The sequence below is a fragment of the Rahnella sp. RFA10(1/100) genome, from assembly GCF_004195115.1.
Taxonomy (GTDB): Bacteria; Pseudomonadota; Gammaproteobacteria; order Enterobacterales; family Enterobacteriaceae; genus Rahnella; species Rahnella perminowiae.
This window is the reverse complement of record NZ_SEWR01000002.1, coordinates 362,284-377,538: the sequence shown is the minus strand read 5'-3', so window position 1 is coordinate 377,538 and position 15,255 is coordinate 362,284. Positions and strand designations below refer to the sequence as shown.

General features: G+C 53.1%; 15 protein-coding genes. 7 read left to right on the top strand and 8 right to left on the bottom strand.

What is annotated here, in order from left to right; genetic code table 11:
* Positions 1–62: 62 nt before the first annotated feature.
* Both ETV65_RS08410 and ETV65_RS08405 read right to left on the bottom strand, forming a co-directional pair.
* A complete protein-coding gene (locus tag ETV65_RS08410; RefSeq protein ID WP_129952442.1) occupies positions 63–1,931 on the bottom strand; it encodes a dipeptide ABC transporter ATP-binding protein in 1,869 nt (622 codons plus the stop codon).
* Positions 1,928–2,941: an isoaspartyl peptidase/L-asparaginase gene (locus tag ETV65_RS08405; RefSeq protein WP_129952441.1), complete on the bottom strand. Its 1,014-nt coding sequence runs from the start codon at positions 2,939–2,941 to the stop codon at positions 1,928–1,930. Before ETV65_RS08405 ends, ETV65_RS08410 begins: the two co-directional genes overlap by 4 nt.
* 279 nt (positions 2,942–3,220) lie before the next feature.
* On the opposite strand from ETV65_RS08405, the gene tsgA (ETV65_RS08400) reads away from it, so the two are divergent.
* Positions 3,221–4,420, top strand: a complete 1,200-nt coding sequence (gene tsgA / locus ETV65_RS08400; RefSeq protein ID WP_129952440.1) for an MFS transporter TsgA — start codon at positions 3,221–3,223, stop codon at positions 4,418–4,420.
* A gap of 34 nt (positions 4,421–4,454) precedes the next feature.
* On the opposite strand, the gene ETV65_RS08395 is transcribed toward tsgA (ETV65_RS08400), so the two are convergent.
* A complete protein-coding gene (locus tag ETV65_RS08395; protein WP_129952439.1) occupies positions 4,455–5,375 on the bottom strand; it encodes a LysR family transcriptional regulator in 921 nt (306 codons plus the stop codon).
* Between the two features lie 158 nt (positions 5,376–5,533).
* Here ETV65_RS08395 and xapA point away from each other — a divergent pair, with 158 nt between their 5' ends.
* Both xapA and tsgA (ETV65_RS08385) read left to right on the top strand, forming a co-directional pair.
* On the top strand, positions 5,534–6,367 hold the full coding sequence (gene xapA / locus ETV65_RS08390; protein WP_129952438.1) for a xanthosine phosphorylase: 834 nt from the start codon (positions 5,534–5,536) through the stop codon (positions 6,365–6,367).
* A 9-nt stretch (positions 6,368–6,376) separates the two neighbouring features.
* Entirely contained in the window at positions 6,377–7,573 is a 1,197-nt protein-coding gene (tsgA, locus tag ETV65_RS08385) for an MFS transporter TsgA (RefSeq protein WP_129952437.1), read from the top strand.
* Positions 7,574–7,640: 67 nt separating this feature from the next.
* Here the strand turns inward: tsgA (ETV65_RS08385) and ETV65_RS08380 are convergent, their stop codons facing one another.
* Positions 7,641–7,874, bottom strand: a complete 234-nt coding sequence (locus ETV65_RS08380) for a DeoR family transcriptional regulator (RefSeq protein ID WP_013574728.1) — start codon at positions 7,872–7,874, stop codon at positions 7,641–7,643.
* A gap of 245 nt (positions 7,875–8,119) precedes the next feature.
* Between ETV65_RS08380 and moeA the strand changes: the two genes are divergently transcribed.
* Both moeA and moeB read left to right on the top strand, forming a co-directional pair.
* Positions 8,120–9,361, top strand: a complete 1,242-nt coding sequence (gene moeA / locus ETV65_RS08375) for a molybdopterin molybdotransferase MoeA (protein WP_129952436.1) — start codon at positions 8,120–8,122, stop codon at positions 9,359–9,361.
* 2 nt (positions 9,362–9,363) lie between these two features.
* A complete protein-coding gene (gene moeB / locus ETV65_RS08370; protein WP_129952435.1) occupies positions 9,364–10,125 on the top strand; it encodes a molybdopterin-synthase adenylyltransferase MoeB in 762 nt (253 codons plus the stop codon).
* Between the two features lie 269 nt (positions 10,126–10,394).
* Here moeB and ETV65_RS08365 read toward each other — a convergent pair whose 3' ends face one another.
* Both ETV65_RS08365 and ETV65_RS08360 read right to left on the bottom strand, forming a co-directional pair.
* Positions 10,395–11,990, bottom strand: a complete 1,596-nt coding sequence (locus ETV65_RS08365) for an ABC-F family ATPase (RefSeq protein WP_129952434.1) — start codon at positions 11,988–11,990, stop codon at positions 10,395–10,397.
* 185 nt (positions 11,991–12,175) lie between these two features.
* A complete protein-coding gene (locus ETV65_RS08360; protein ID WP_129952433.1) occupies positions 12,176–13,063 on the bottom strand; it encodes a nucleoside-specific channel-forming protein Tsx in 888 nt (295 codons plus the stop codon).
* Between the two features lie 350 nt (positions 13,064–13,413).
* Between ETV65_RS08360 and ETV65_RS08355 the strand changes: the two genes are divergently transcribed.
* Complete coding sequence (locus ETV65_RS08355) at positions 13,414–13,875, top strand: antitoxin Xre/MbcA/ParS toxin-binding domain-containing protein (RefSeq protein ID WP_129952432.1); 462 nt, start codon at positions 13,414–13,416, stop codon at positions 13,873–13,875.
* On the top strand, positions 13,872–14,330 hold the full coding sequence (locus tag ETV65_RS08350) for an RES family NAD+ phosphorylase (protein WP_129952431.1): 459 nt from the start codon (positions 13,872–13,874) through the stop codon (positions 14,328–14,330). The genes ETV65_RS08355 and ETV65_RS08350 overlap by 4 nt, the downstream gene beginning before the upstream one ends.
* 27 nt (positions 14,331–14,357) lie before the next feature.
* Here the strand turns inward: ETV65_RS08350 and ETV65_RS08345 are convergent, their stop codons facing one another.
* Positions 14,358–14,810 (bottom strand): DMT family transporter, encoded by a 453-nt coding sequence (locus ETV65_RS08345; RefSeq protein ID WP_129952430.1) that lies wholly within the window; start codon positions 14,808–14,810, stop codon positions 14,358–14,360.
* A gap of 3 nt (positions 14,811–14,813) precedes the next feature.
* Complete coding sequence (locus ETV65_RS08340) at positions 14,814–15,248, bottom strand: DMT family transporter (RefSeq protein WP_129952429.1); 435 nt, start codon at positions 15,246–15,248, stop codon at positions 14,814–14,816.
* Between the last annotated feature and the right edge of the window lie 7 nt (positions 15,249–15,255).

Genomic DNA, 15,255 nt, shown 5'->3' with positions numbered 1-15,255 from the left:
TTTTCCTGTCTTACCCGTTTATCTTGCGAAGAATTGACGGCTCAAATAAGCCGCCAGAAAAATCAGTAAATACCCGCAATACTGTGCCTGGCGACAAAATGGCCTTCGCCCACCTTTACCAATGGCATCACCACCGGCTCATCGTGCAGCCCGCGAACCGGACTTGGGATTTCATCAACCAGCAGCGCCTGATCTTTTCGTTTGTGCGCCGGATCGGCGACCGGCACCGCCGCCATGAGTTTGCGGGTATAGGCATGTTGTGGCGTTTCAAATACCGCACGGCGGGAGCCGATTTCCACGATCTGTCCGAGATACATCACCGCCACACGGTGGCTGATGCGCTCAACAACGGCCATATCGTGTGAAATAAACAAAAATGCCAGACCAAACTCTTTCTGCAAATCCATCAGCAGATTGATGATTTGCGCACGGACAGACACATCCAGCGCCGAAACCGATTCATCGGCAATCACCACTTTTGGATTAAGCGCTAACGCGCGTGCAATGCAAATTCGCTGCCGCTGACCGCCGGAAAATTCGTGAGGATAACGCTGCGCGTGTTCCGGCAACAGCCCGACTTTTTCCAGTAACCATGCCACGCGGGCTTCGGCTTCTTCGCCTTTTGCCAGGTTGTGAACCAGCAGCGGCTCCATAATGGAATAACCTACCGTCAGGCGCGGATCGAGCGAGGCGTAAGGGTCCTGAAAAATAAACTGAATATCACGGCGCAGATGTTGCAGTTCACTGCCCCCGATATCGGTCAGCGTCTGGCCCTTAAAGGTGATAGTACCGCCCTGGCTTTTCACCAGTTTTAACAGCGAACGGCCGGTAGTGGATTTACCACAGCCTGATTCCCCCACCAGCGCCAGCGTTTCACCGGGATGCAAATCAAAACTGACTTTTTCCACGGCATGAACCCGTCGGGTTACGCGATTGAAAACACCGCTGCGCAGGTCAAAACGCGTCACCAGATCGCGCACCTGCAATATAGGAGGCGCGCCTGGTGTGAGGGTATTTTGTATCAGCGCCGGATCACTTTCCGGCTGTTCAGGCGCGGGAAAGCGTGCGGGCAGCGCTTTACCCGCCATCGAGCCGAGTTTGGGCACCGCCGCCAGCAATGTCTGAGTGTAAGGCGCCTGCGGTGAACGGAATATAGCGTTTACTTCCCCCGTTTCGACACTGTTGCCCTGATGCATTACCAGCACACGGTCCGCAATTTCGGCCACTACTCCCATGTCATGCGTGATAAAAATCACCCCCATCTGCATCTCTTTTTGCAGCACACGGATCAGTTGCAGAATTTGTGCCTGAATGGTGACATCCAGCGCCGTCGTCGGTTCATCGGCAATCAGTAACGCAGGCTTACAGGAGAGCGCCATCGCAATCATCACCCGCTGGCGCATGCCGCCGGAAAGCTGATGCGGATAACTGTCGAGAATATTCCGGGCTTCAGGAATGCGCACCAGATCAAGCATCCGCAGCGCTTCCGCACGGGCGGCGCGGTGATCTTTGTTCTGGTGCAAGCGGATCGATTCGGCAATTTGTTCGCCCACCGGAAAGACCGGATTGAGCGACGTCATCGGCTCCTGAAAAATCATCGCCATATCCGCACCACGCAGATTACGCATGGCAGGCTGCGTGGCGTTGATCAAATCAACTACCTCACCGTTACGACGACGAAACTGCATTTGACCCTGTAAAATCTTTCCGCCGCCCTGCTCCACCAGCCGCATCAGCGCCAGCGAGGTCACGGATTTTCCGGAACCCGATTCGCCAACAATCGCCAGCGTTTCACCGCGCTTTACCTGAAAACTGAGATTACTGACCGCCTGAGTGACCTGCCCTTCATGAGCAAACTGCACGCTGAGCTGGCTGACGGCAACCACGTGATCGGGTGGCAGAATAAGCGAACTGTTCATCGGGCTGTTCATGACCGGTAAATACTGACGCAGGGAGCGTCACCCACACGGGCGAAGCCGCGGTACATGCCTTCGCTGTTAAAAGGTAGCACCACGTTGCCAAATTTATCCACGGCAATCATTCCACCGCTTCCGCCCAGAGAAAGCAGTTTTTCCTGCACCACCTTATGTGTGGCTTCTTCCAGAGAAAGACCGGCATATTCGATCAGCGCCGCCACATCGTAGGCTGCCACCGTGCGCATAAACACTTCGCCGGTACCGGTGCTGGAAATCGCTACCGTATTGTTATTGGCGTAACAGCCCGCGCCAATAACCGGTGAATCGCCGACGCGCCCGGCCTGTTTGTTGGTCATACCGCCGGTTGATGTCGCCGCCGCCAGATTACCCAGCGCATCCATCGCCACGGCACCCACGGTGCCAAATTTATGTTCAGGATCCAGCGGATCATCAGACACGGGGGCACTGAGCGACGCGCCATCGTGATCAAGCATCACGCCGTTATCTGCCGCGATGGCACGTTGCAACTGATCATAACGTTCCTGCGTGAAAAAGTAGTCCGGTCCGACCATTTCCTGGCCGTGTTCGCGGGCAAAGGCTTCCGCGCCCGCGCCGGTAAACATCACATGCGGACTGACTTCCAGCACCTTACGGGCGGTGAGAACAGGATTGCGAATATGGTTCACACAACTGATGGCACCGGCATCGAGCGTACGGCCATCCATAATGCAGGCGTCTAACTCATGCGTGCCCTGATGGGTAAAAACCGCCCCTTTTCCGGCATTAAATAACGGGCACTCTTCAAGCAAACGCACCGCTTCGGTGACCGCATCCAGTGCACTGCCGCCGGAGGCCAGAATAGCCTGTCCGCTGGCGACTATTCTCTCCAGTTCGGCTAAATAAAGTCGTTCTTTTTCAGCGCTCATCGCCGCGCGGGTAATCGCCCCTGCACCACCGTGGATCGCAATAACCGGCCGCTTCTTGTCCGAAACGGAAGCCGCTGAATTATCAGTAGAAAAACTCATTAGCGCTGCACCTTTCGATGTTGTATTTATGTAGAGGAAAATGTTGAGCTGTTTTTGACTATATTTAGCCCGCAACAGTATGTAAAGCAGAAATGTCGCGCCATCAAAAGGTCGCTAATTGCTTAGATTGTTTAAGAAAAACAAATGCTGCAATTGAATATACCCGCGGGACAAATGACCAAAGAACAGCAATAATAAACGTCTTAACTGCGGATAAATGCCTCTCCGGATAAACTTCCTGCAGCTTTTTTTTATTTTCTCTTTTTAGGAAATCAGTTTATGGAAACTGTTTATAACCGCCGTCGGATTAATGTGATCTCGTGGCTCAGCTATTTCTTTACCGGTGGACTGGTTTCCACTCTGGGCATTGTTATCGGGCCGGTGGCCACTGCATTTAACAAAGATCCGGGCTTTATCGGTCAGATGTTTTCTTTAATGAACATCGGCCTGTTCCTGCCAATTATGATCAGCGGCATCCTGATGCGTAAGTTTGATCTGGGCAAACAACTGATGACCGGCTCTTTCATTTCGGTACTGGTCTGTATCGCGCTATTTATTGTGCCGTCGATTACCCTGTTTGGCGTGGGCGTATTCCTGATCGGTGCCACGGCGGGCCTGATGATGTCTATCGGCAGCTATCTGGTCGTCCGTATTAATGACGACCCGAAAAAACGTTCCGCAAACTTAATCTTCACCGACTTCTTCTTCGCGCTTTCCGGTATGACGTTGTCACTGGTGCTGGGCTTCCTGTTCAAACACGGCGCAAGCTGGCTGGCAATGTACGGCATCATGGGTGCACTCAGCCTGCTGATGATTTTGCTGTGCGCAGGTCAGAAATTCCCGCATGTACCGCAACCGGTAAAAAATGAATCGACGCACAACGTGGCGAAAGAGCCGTGGGGCATTGCGGTCTTCTTCCTGTGTATCGCACTGTTTGCTTTTGTCTTTACCGAACTGGTCTTCACATTGTGGATGCCAAGCTGGTTGCATGAGCATTTCAGTATGGAAACGGACCGTGCTGCGATTTACATCACCACTTACTGGATGGTGAAAGCGATTGGCCTGTTCCTGAATCAGTTCACCGTGCGTTTCGTCAAACTGCGTACTTTCCTGCTGGTTTCCGTGATTGTCGGTATGGCAAGCCTGGCGGCGCTGACCACCAGCAATTCACCGGTACTGGTGCTCTTCGCCGTGGGTCTGTTCGGTTTCTGTAACTCCGGTCTGTTCTCCGGCCTGATGAGCTACGGCAGCTTGCAGGTGAAAAACTCCCCACCTACGCTGACATCCGCACTGCTGACCACCAGCTCCGTCGGCACGCTGATTTTCGCGTCCTTCTCTTCTTTCATCTACAACGAGTACGGCTTGTTCTGGGCGCTGAATATTGCGACCGTTTCTTACGCGTTGCTGGTGCTGATGGTGGTGCTTGCCAGCCTGAAGAGCAAGGCAGAGAAAATTAACCACGAAGTCACCGCGCACTAAACTCTCCCCGCAGCAGGGCTCCGGCCCTGCTTTCTCAATTCACCTCGCCCAGTGAATCCAGAAAACGTGTTGCCGCCGGCGTCACCGAATCCGCCTGATAAATGGCATACAAATCTGCAGGCAGCCGTTCGCTGAGCGCACAAAAACGCACGCCCGGCCAGTGAATGCGCGCGTAGCTTTCCGGTAAAAGTGTAATGCCATTCCCGTTGGCCACCAGTGCCAGCGCAGTTTGCGGTTCGTTTACCTGATGTTTCACCTGCGGTAAGAAGCCGTATTGCCGGCACATCGAATACAAATAACTGCCAAGACTTGAAGCACTCATCGGCATCACAATGAAATCCTCATGCGCCAGCTCACTCAGCACCACGCTGTTTTTTGTCGCCAGCCGGTGGTGTTCTGAAATCGCCAGCGCGACGTTTTCCCGTCCCATCAGCCGGCTTTTCAGCCCCTGTGGCAGCGTCAGTTTAGCCTCACGCCAGATGCCAATATCGATCCGCTGCAATTGTAAGGCATCGATTTGCTGCACCGGGGTCAGTTCGGTCATCGTCCAGCTTATTTCCGGTGCATTTTTTCCAAAGCGGTTAAGGGCAGGCATCAGCGGGCCCCAGACTGCGGTACCGACGGTCCCCAGCTGAATATGCCCGACCTCCCCGCGCCCGATTTTACGTACCCGATGTAACGATCGGTTGATACCGTCGAGCATCAGCCCGGCCTCACGCATCAGCGCCGCGCCCGCCGGCGTCAGCGAAACAGATCGCGTGGTACGCAGAAATAACGGCGTACCCAGCAGATGTTCCAGCTCTTTAATGTGAAGGCTCAGCGGCGGTTGCGACATATTCAGCCGTACCGCCGCCTTACTGAAACTCAGTTCTTCGGCCACCACGCGAAAATAGTGCAATAACCGGAGATTGATCTGGCCGAGATCAAACACCGAATCGGTAAACGGACGTGTCATGCCGGACTCCGCAACATAATTTCTCTCTTAAATTTAATGAGTTACATTTATAGATTTTGTCTATAAATCCGCATAAAGAACGGTATTAGACCGTAAACGCTGCTCACACTAGCATTGCCCGCATCCTCCCCCTACTGTGAAAAATGAGAGAAGTGATCATGCTCAATAACCATGCTTTTGACTGCGCCGCGATTATTCGCCAGCGCGCCCCTGATTTTATTCCGCAGGCCGCACTGATTTTAGGCTCCGGCCTCGGTACGTTGTGCGACGACATGAGCGACGCAGTGACCATTCCCTACAACGAACTGCCGGGATTTCCGCAAAGCAGTGTCGCCGGTCATGCCGGTGAACTGGTACTGGGTTATCTGGAAAATGTGCCGGTGATGTGCATGAAGGGTCGCGGCCATCTGTACGAAGGGCACGGTATGTCAGTGATGACCTGTGCGGTGCGCACTTTTAAACTGCTCGGCTGCGAATTTATGCTGGCCACCAACGCCGCCGGGTCGATGCGTAAAAGCGTCGCGCCGGGTCGGTTAGTTGCGCTGACCGACCATGTCAGTTTCATGCCCGAATCGCCGCTGACAGGCCCGAATGACGAGCGTTTTGGTCCGCGCTTTTTCAGTCTCGCCAATGCCTACGACAAAGATCTCCGCGCACAACTTCACACCGTTGCCGCAGGGCTGAACATTGAGGTCGCAGAAGGCGTATTCGCGGCCTATACCGGCCCGAATTTCGAAACCCCGGCGGAAATCCGCATGATGCAAATTTTAGGGTGCGACGTAGTGGGCATGTCCATCGTGCCGGAAGTGATTTCTGCCCGTCACTGCGGGCTGAAGGTGCTGGCGATTTCCGCCATGACCAATTTCGCCGAAGGGCTTTCTGATACACCGCTTTCCCACGAACAAACCTTACGTTGCGCCAGGCTGGCCGTCGGAGATTTCACGCGACTGATCCGCGCCTTTTTCGCCCATCTTTCAGCCAGCGTAAAATAAGGAGCGGCTATGGAACAGGCATTCAACCGCCAGCGGATCAATATGATTTCCTGGCTAAGCTATTTCTTTACCGGCGCGCTGGTCTCCACACTCGGGATTGTTATCGGCCCCGTTTCGCAGGCCTTTGGCAAAGATCCGGGATTTATCGGCCAGATGTTTACGCTGATGAATATCGGTCTGTTCCTGCCGATCATGGTCAGCGGCGTGCTGATGCGTAAATTCAATCCGGGCAAACAGCTGATCACCGGTTCAGCCGTTTCCGTGCTGGCCTGCATTGCGCTTTTCCTGATGCCCACCATCACGATGTTTGGCATCGGCGTGTTCCTGATTGGCGCGTCGTCGGGGATCATGATGTCCATCGGCAGTTATCTGGTGGTACGTATTAATGAAGATCCGAAAAAACGCTCGGCGAATTTAATCCTCACCGATTTCTTTTTCGCTCTGGCGGGCGTGGTGCTGTCGCTGCTGCTGGGCTATCTGTTCCAGCATGGCGCAAGCTGGCTGGCGATGTATGGCGTAATGGCGGTGCTGAGTCTGGCGATGATTGTGCTGTGCGTCGGGCAGACATTCCCGTCGATTCCGCAGGCCGCACAAACCACGATGGCAACTGAAACTGAGGTGACGCGCTGGGGGATGTCGGTCTGGGTGCTGTGTTTTGCACTGTTTGCCTTCCTGCTGGCCGAGCCGATTTTTACCATGTGGCTGCCGAGCTGGCTGAAAGCGCATTTCGGCATGGCGGCGGATCGGGCCGCATTTTATATCACGACGTACTGGACGGTGAAATCCATCGGCCTGTTTGTGAATCAGTTCACTGTCCGCTTCGTTAAGCTGCGCACTTATCTGCTGCTTTCCGCGTTTGTCGGACTGATGTGCCTGGCGGTTGCCGCTAACAGCGCGGACCCGATGTTGATCCTTGTTTGTGCCGGTTTGTTCGGTTTCTGCAATTCGGGGCTGTTCTCGGGCATCATGAGTTATGGCAGCTTGCAAGTCAGTAATTCTCCGCCGACGCTGACCTCTGCCTTGCTTACCCTCGGCACCCTTGGCACGCTAATTTTTTCCACACTCTCGTCGCTGGTATACAGCCGGTACGGTCTGTTCTGGGCGCTCAATAGCGCGACTGTGGCTTACGTTTTCCTGCTGCTGGCGCTGATTTTCGCCGCAGTAAACAGCAAAGCGGAAGCCCTGGAACAACAGCCTGCACGCTGAACGCGGTATCGTGCATATAAAAAAAGGAAGGCTTAAAAGCCTTCCTTTTCCCTCTTCGTTGCTGCGTTTATAGCTGCGGGCAACGTTGCAAACTGTTTAGCCAGGATGTTTCAGGCTGAGCGGCCAGACGACGCGCGCGTCCGTGGCGACGTAAAATCAATCCTTTGTCCTGCATTTCACTCAGATCGCGTCTGATCGTTTCGAGACTTACATCCAGCGATTGTGCCAGTTCGCTTACCTGTAGTACTTCATGTTGTTCAACCAACTGAAGGATGGCCTGATGGCGATTTTTTTTAAGCACCGGTTATTCCTGTTTATATGACAGTTGTGTGACTTGAATCACAAATAACGGTAACTATCATACCCGCGTTACATTGTTAATTTTGGGATCGATCTCAATTATTCAGGAATCTCCGTCGAATTTTTACGCCCTTAGCGATTTTTGGTTCGCTGCGTTTCTCTGTCATACTGTGCGTATGCTTCATTTCCCTGCCCGGCTCTGGTGAAATTATCTGCACAACCGGGACGAATTACTGAGGATTTTTCATGGAATTCAATACTGCCGGTCTGATCTCGCTCGACGAAGCGCTGGATAAAATGCGTGCCTGTGTATCGCCTAAAATAATTCAGGATGCCGAATCCCTCCCGCTCGCCGGCGCGGCTGGCCGCATTACCGCCACCCCGGTGCTTTCGCCGGTTTTCGTCCCACCTTTTGATAACTCAGCCATGGACGGCTATGCCGTGCGCTGCGCAGATTTACAGGATGGTGCGGTTTTCCCGGTCGCGGGCAAAGCCTTTGCGGGTGCGCCTTTTCATGGCGAATGGCCAGCCGGAAGTTGTATCCGTATCATGACCGGTGCGCCGGTGCCTGCGGGCGCTGACGCCGTGATCATGCAGGAGCAGACCGACGTTTCGGATGCCGGTGTACGTTTCACGGCTGAAATCACCCGGGGCCAGAATATCCGTCTGACCGGTGATGACATAAAACGGGGCGACAGCGTGCTACCTGCCGGTGTCCGGCTGGGTGCGGCAGAATTGCCACTGCTGGCTTCTCTGGGCGTCACCGATGTGAATGTCTGGAAGCCGCTGAAAGTCGCCGTATTTTCGACTGGCGATGAACTGCAGCCGGTGGGGACGCCTTTGCAGGAGGGGCAGATTTACGATACCAACCGTTTCGCTGTACGCCTGATGCTGGAACAACTGGGCTGCACCGTGCTGGATTTAGGTATTATTCGCGACAATCCGCAGGCGCTGCGTAAAGCTTTTGAAGAAGCCAATGCTTTTGCGGATCTGGTGATTTCCAGCGGCGGCGTGTCGGTCGGTGAAGCCGATTACACCAGGCAAATTCTGGATGAACTGGGTGAAATCGGTTTCTGGAAACTTGCCATGAAACCGGGCAAACCTTTTGCTTTCGGCAAACTGAAAAACAGCTGGTTCTGCGGTTTGCCGGGGAATCCGGTGTCGGCCGCACTGACGTTTTATCAACTGGTTCAGCCCTTTATTGCGCAGTTATCCGGCCATACGGCCTGGAAGTTCCCGCCACGTCTGAAGGCAATAGCGGTGACGCCACTGAAAAAATCCCCCGGACGTCTCGATTTTCAGCGCGGTATATTCAGCACCAGCGCCGGGGGGCAACTGGAAGTACTTACCACCGGCCATCAGGGGTCGCATGTATTCAGTTCATTCAGTCAGGCCAACTGTTTTATCGTGCTTGAACGCGGGCGCGGCAACGTAGCAGCGGGCGAATCCGTTGAAATCGAACCGTTTAACGCCCTGCTGCGGAGCTGAACATGTCTCAATTGCCGGAACTGACGGACGCCGAAACCCTGCGTTATAACCGCCAGATCGTACTGAAAGGGTTTGATTTCGACGGTCAGGAACAGCTGAAATCCAGCCACGCACTGATTGTTGGTCTGGGCGGTTTAGGCTGCGCCGCCGCTCAGTATCTGGCTGCCGCAGGTACCGGCACGTTAACATTGCTGGATTATGACACCGTCTCGCTGTCAAACCTGCAACGCCAGACGCTGCATACTGATGCCCGGATCGGTATATCGAAAGTAGAATCTGCCGCTATAGCGCTGGCGGCAATCAATCCGCATATCGTTATCCATCAGATTAATGCACAGGCCAGCGACGACAGGCTGCGTGAGGTGATTGCTGCCTGTGACGTGGTGGTCGACTGCACCGACAACGTCACCACCCGGAATCAGCTGAACGGTGAATGTTTCGCGCAAAAAAAACCGCTGGTTTCCGGCGCTGCCATCCGCATGGAAGGCCAGCTCAGTGTATTTACTTATCAGCCACATGAACCTTGTTATCAATGCCTGAGCCGGTTATTCGGTGAAAATGCGCTGACCTGCGTGGAAGCCGGGGTTATGTCCCCTCTGGTCGGCACCATCGGCAGTTTACAGGCGATGGAAACCATCAAACTGCTGACGAAATTCGGCGAAACGCCGCGCGGCAAACTGCTGATGTATGACGCCATGACGTTGCAGTTCCGCGAAATGAAACTGATGAAAGACCCGCATTGCGAAGTGTGTGGGGGTTTTTGAATCAGTAAATTCAGACACAAAAAAACCGCCTTTATCGGCGGTTTTCTATTTTTTATGACACCCAAAACAATTCGCAAAATCATTCGCGTTGTATCAAGGCGGCAACTGCACGAATCCCCGGGAGCTTACATCGGTAAGTGATCGGGGTGAGTGACCAATCTGCCGGGAGCAGATTGGAACGCTGCTTGCAGCGGCTCCTTCAGGAACGAGGCCCATGGATGGGCCGAGTAACGCAGCCAACGCCGAGACAACGCGAAGGATGCAGCGAATTAACTATTGATGCCCTGACTACGCAGGTAGTCTTCATAATTACCGGAGAAGTCGATCACACGCGTCGGGGTCATTTCCAGAATACGGGTTGCCAGAGAGCTGACGAATTCACGGTCATGAGAAACGAAGATTAGCGTGCCTTCGTACATTTCCAGTGCCATGTTCAGCGACTCGATGGATTCCATATCAAGGTGGTTGGTTGGTTCATCCATAATCAGAATGTTAGGGCGTTGCATCATCAGTTTCCCGAATAACATACGACCTTTTTCACCACCGGAAAGCACTTTCACTTTCTTCTTGATATCGTCCTGACCAAACAGCAGACGGCCTAACACACCGCGTACGGCCTGCTCGTCGTCTTTCTCGGATTTCCACTGGCTCATCCAGTCGAAGACGTTCAGGGTTTCGTCGAATTCATATTCGTGATCCTGCGCGTAATAGCCGATCTTGGCATTTTCAGACCATTTTACTGAACCACTTTCCGGCTCATGCTCACCGACCAGCGTTTTCAGCAGGGTGGATTTACCGATGCCGTTGGCACCCAGAATCGCGACTTTTTCGCCCACTTCCAGCATCAGGCCGAGATTTTTAAACAGCGGACCGTTGTCAAAACCTTTGGTGATTTTTTCCACTTCCAGCGCATTACGGAACAATTTCTTGTCCTGTTCAAAACGCATGTAAGGGTTCTGACGGCTGGATGCTTTGATTTCATCAAGCTGAATTTTATCAATCTGACGGGCACGGGAAGTCGCCTGTTTAGATTTTGAGGCGTTCGCGCTGAAGCGGCTGACAAACGATTGCAGTTCTGCAATCTGCGCTTTCTTCTTGGCGTTATTGGCACTGAGAAGTTCACGGGCCTGCGTTGCCGCCGTCATGTATTCATCGTAGTTGCCCGGATAAACACGCAGTTCGCCGTAATCCAGATCCGCCATGTGCGTACACACCATGTTCAGGAAGTGACGGTCATGCGAAATGATGATCATGGTGCTGTTACGTTCGTTCAGCACCTGCTCCAGCCAGCGAATGGTATCGATGTCCAGGTTGTTCGTCGGTTCGTCGAGCAGCAGGATTTCCGGGTCGGAGAACAGCGCCTGCGCCAGCAAAACACGCAGTTTAAAGCCCGGTGCGATTTCGCTCATCGGGCCATAATGTTGTTCGACAGGAATGCCCACACCCAGCAACAATTCACCCGCACGGGATTCTGCGCTGTAGCCGTCCATTTCACCGTAAGCGACTTCCAGATCAGCCACTTTGTAGCCGTCTTCTTCACTCATTTCCGCCATTGCGTAAATACGGTCGCGCTCTTCCTTCACTTCCCACAATTCAGTGTGGCCCATGATAACGGTGTCCAGCACGCTGAACTGTTCGAAGGCGAACTGATCCTGGCGCAATTTACCCAGACGCTCGTTCGGGTCCAGCACGACATTACCGCCAGAAGGCACTAAGTCGCCACCGAGGATCTTCATGAAAGTGGACTTGCCACAACCGTTCGCGCCAATCAGGCCATAACGGTTACCGCCGCCAAATTTCACGTTAATGTTTTCAAATAACGGCTTGCTGCCGAATTGCATGGTGATGTTGTAAGTACTTAGCACAACGCTCGCTCTTAATTGGGAAATGTGATTTGGCGCGCATTATGCCACAACGGCGCGTCAGGATCGCCTGTAGTTGTGGTCATTTTTCATTCAATAGCTAAAAAAATGCCTGACAGGGGACTTTTCAGAAAGCAACAAAAGCAAAAACCCGACATAAGCCGGGTTTTCCAGAACAACGGTTGAAATCAGAAGTTGTAGCCGATTACACCGTAGTAACCCCAGCCGGTGGACTTCACATCGAAGTTACCGTTACCGAAGTTCAGCTCAGCGCCGTCAGCCCACTGGCCGCCGTTATGGAAGTAACGCGCCACGAACGAGTAATGCCAATGTGTGTAGTTCAGCGACAGGATATGGCTGGAGGCGATAGAGTTGTTAGAACGCGCTTTATTGCCGTTCAGATCACGGAAATCGTCATCGCCCAGTGAGGAACCCCAGTCAAAGTTGGTGAACCCGATATAGCTCAGGTTGCCGCCCCATAATTGCGTCAGAGGAACGAAGTATTTCACTTTGAAACGGTAACCGTCCCAGCTGTTTTCATTCGCCGCGCCGTAGTTTTCCCACTGATATTTCGCATACACGTTCAGGGACAGGCTCATCGGCAGACCGGTGTCGATGTCGGTGCCCAGACCCATGTACCAGGTATTCTGACGGTTATCGCTGTCCGGCCCCATATCGTAGATATAGTTGTTGGCGAAGTACCATTCTTTGAACGGACCGAAACTCAGATCAGTACCGGTCAGTTTATCGATAGAAAAACGAGGTTCAATTTCCATAAACAGCGGAGAACCGTTTTTATCCCAGATACCGGTATCATTGCCGTTACCGGCGCCGAAGGTTTTAGGAATATCGATATAGCCGTAGAAATCAAACCAGTCTTTGTGTGCAAACGCTTCATATTCAAGGTAAACATCGTTACGCAGCGTAGGCCCGAAACGGGTATCGGCGCTACCTACAACGTTGACACTCTGGTGCCACCAGTCAGAAACAAATTCGCCCTTGCTATCATCAGCGAGCACGGTCGCGCTGTAGGACAAAGCCATCAAAGCGCCTGCTGCAATAATTGTATTTTTCATATTTTTACCAGAAGCGGGGGGTGGAACAACGCCTTGCCACCTTCAGGCGTTGCATAAAACAAACCCTAAAACTGTGATCCGCAACCGATTGCTGCACATAGTGCAAAAAACCTGCAATTTCCAGTTACTTCCTACAAGAGTCGACTTTTCTTAGCTAATAAATAGATTTGGTCAAGGTTTGTCAATTTCTGTTTCATTCCGATACATCTCCAATGTGATATCGATCACAATAATGTTTCAGCATAATTTTATTTCTACGGTCTGATGCAGAAAATCACTGTTGATAAAATGACCATACCGTTATTTGTCATGCTATAATTACGACAAATAACGGTATGGAGGTATACATCATGAATTCAAAAATTACCGGGCTGTCTTCCGGCTCTGTGCAAGATTCTGCAACGCCGCTTTGGCAATCTGCGGGCCTGCCCGCAAGCAGCGGAATCAGTTTGATAAATGCCATACAAAAAGGGTTTCCGGTTGATAGTATCAGCCGTCTTAATACTGAGCTGGGATGGCCAAAAATGGTGTTACTGGAAATCATGGGCATTAATGAACGCAACTATGCGCGGCGTAAAGCCGGGAACGGCTTGCTGAAAAGTGAAGAGAGTGAACGGGTGGCACGGCTGGTTCGCATCGTGGATGCCGCCACTGATTTGTTCGAAGGTGATCGTGTCTCGGCGCTCGAATGGTTCACCCGCCCTGCTCCGGCACTCGATGGTTCACGTCCGCTGGAACTGCTGTCTTCTGAAGCTGGCGCGGTAGAAGTCAGCCGTCTGATTGGTCGTCTCCAGCACGGTGTTTTCAGTTGAAGCTGTTTCGTATCGTGCAGACCCGTCATCTGGCCACAGCCTGGTCGGGAGCCGGTGCGCAACTTTATGGCGGCCGCTGGAATCCGCCGGGCAGACCGGTAGTCTATGTCACCACCAGCATCTCGCTGGCGATTCTGGAAATTCTGGTGCATGTGCAAAACAGTATGCTGATGCGCGCCTATACTTTACTGAGTATTGAAGTACCGGAGGAATGGCTTGATACGCTTGAAGTTTCAGAGCTGCCCGCCGACTGGCGCAGTGCATCAGCACCTGACAGCACACAACGTCAGGGTGATGACTGGCTGGAGGAAGGTGAGTATGTCGGGCTGAAAGTGCCGTCAGTGATTGTGCCGTCAGAATACAACGTATTACTTAATCCGCTGCACCCGACGTTTGGGGATTTGCTGAGTTCTGTCGAACGCGAACCGATGATGTTTGACCCGCGCCTTCAGTAAAGCACGGGCCCGCTCCCGGTCAGAAGATCACTGTGCTTTCCGGTTGCTGCGATAAATCAGTGCCAGCGCGATGACAAGACAGGGAATAGCCGCCACCCGGTGCCATGACAGCGCGATCTGCGGGTTATCCAGCCAGCCGAAATTATCAATAAGCATGCCCATCGACAGTTGACCGAGAATAACCGCGACCGTTGCCGCCGCCGTCCCGACCCGGGGTACCGCAGTCACCATCACAATAATGTAAGGCACGCCAAATAATGCGCCCGCAAGTTGCCACTTCGGCACGGTGAGCAAGGTTTCCGGTTGCGGTGTTTGCAAAAACAGCACCAGTACCGCGGTAATGGCAGCTCCGACGCTGAACGTCAGGAATGCACTTTTCAGCACCCCCACCTTCTCGCCTAACTGTCCGTTCACTGCCGCCTGCATACTCAGCGCGGCCCCCGCCACAATGGCCAGAATGATCATAATCAGTTCAGTCATGGTTCAGTCCCAGGCAATCAAAACAAGTGCTACAACGATAAACAGCAGTGCCAGCAGGCGCTCACCGCCGACTTTCTTATGTGGCGTACCGAACCAGCCGTAATGGTCGATCAGCACACTTTTCGCCACCTGCCCTGACAAAATCGCGATCATGGTCATGCCGATACCAATAACCGGTGTCGCGAGCGTCAGTACTACCACATAGACCGGCCCGAGCACGCCGCCCAATAACTTCCAGCCCGGTTGCGTACTGAACGACGGTGCATTACGCGGGCTGAAAAACAGCACCAGCAGCCCGGTCAGCACCGCACCCACGCCAAAAATACTCAGTGTGGCCCATAAATGCCCCACTTCAGTACCCAGCGGGCCTATCAGCCCGGCCTCCAGTGAAAGCCCCATCCCCGCCAGGATGACCAGCGGAATTAACATCAGATTCATCATTGTC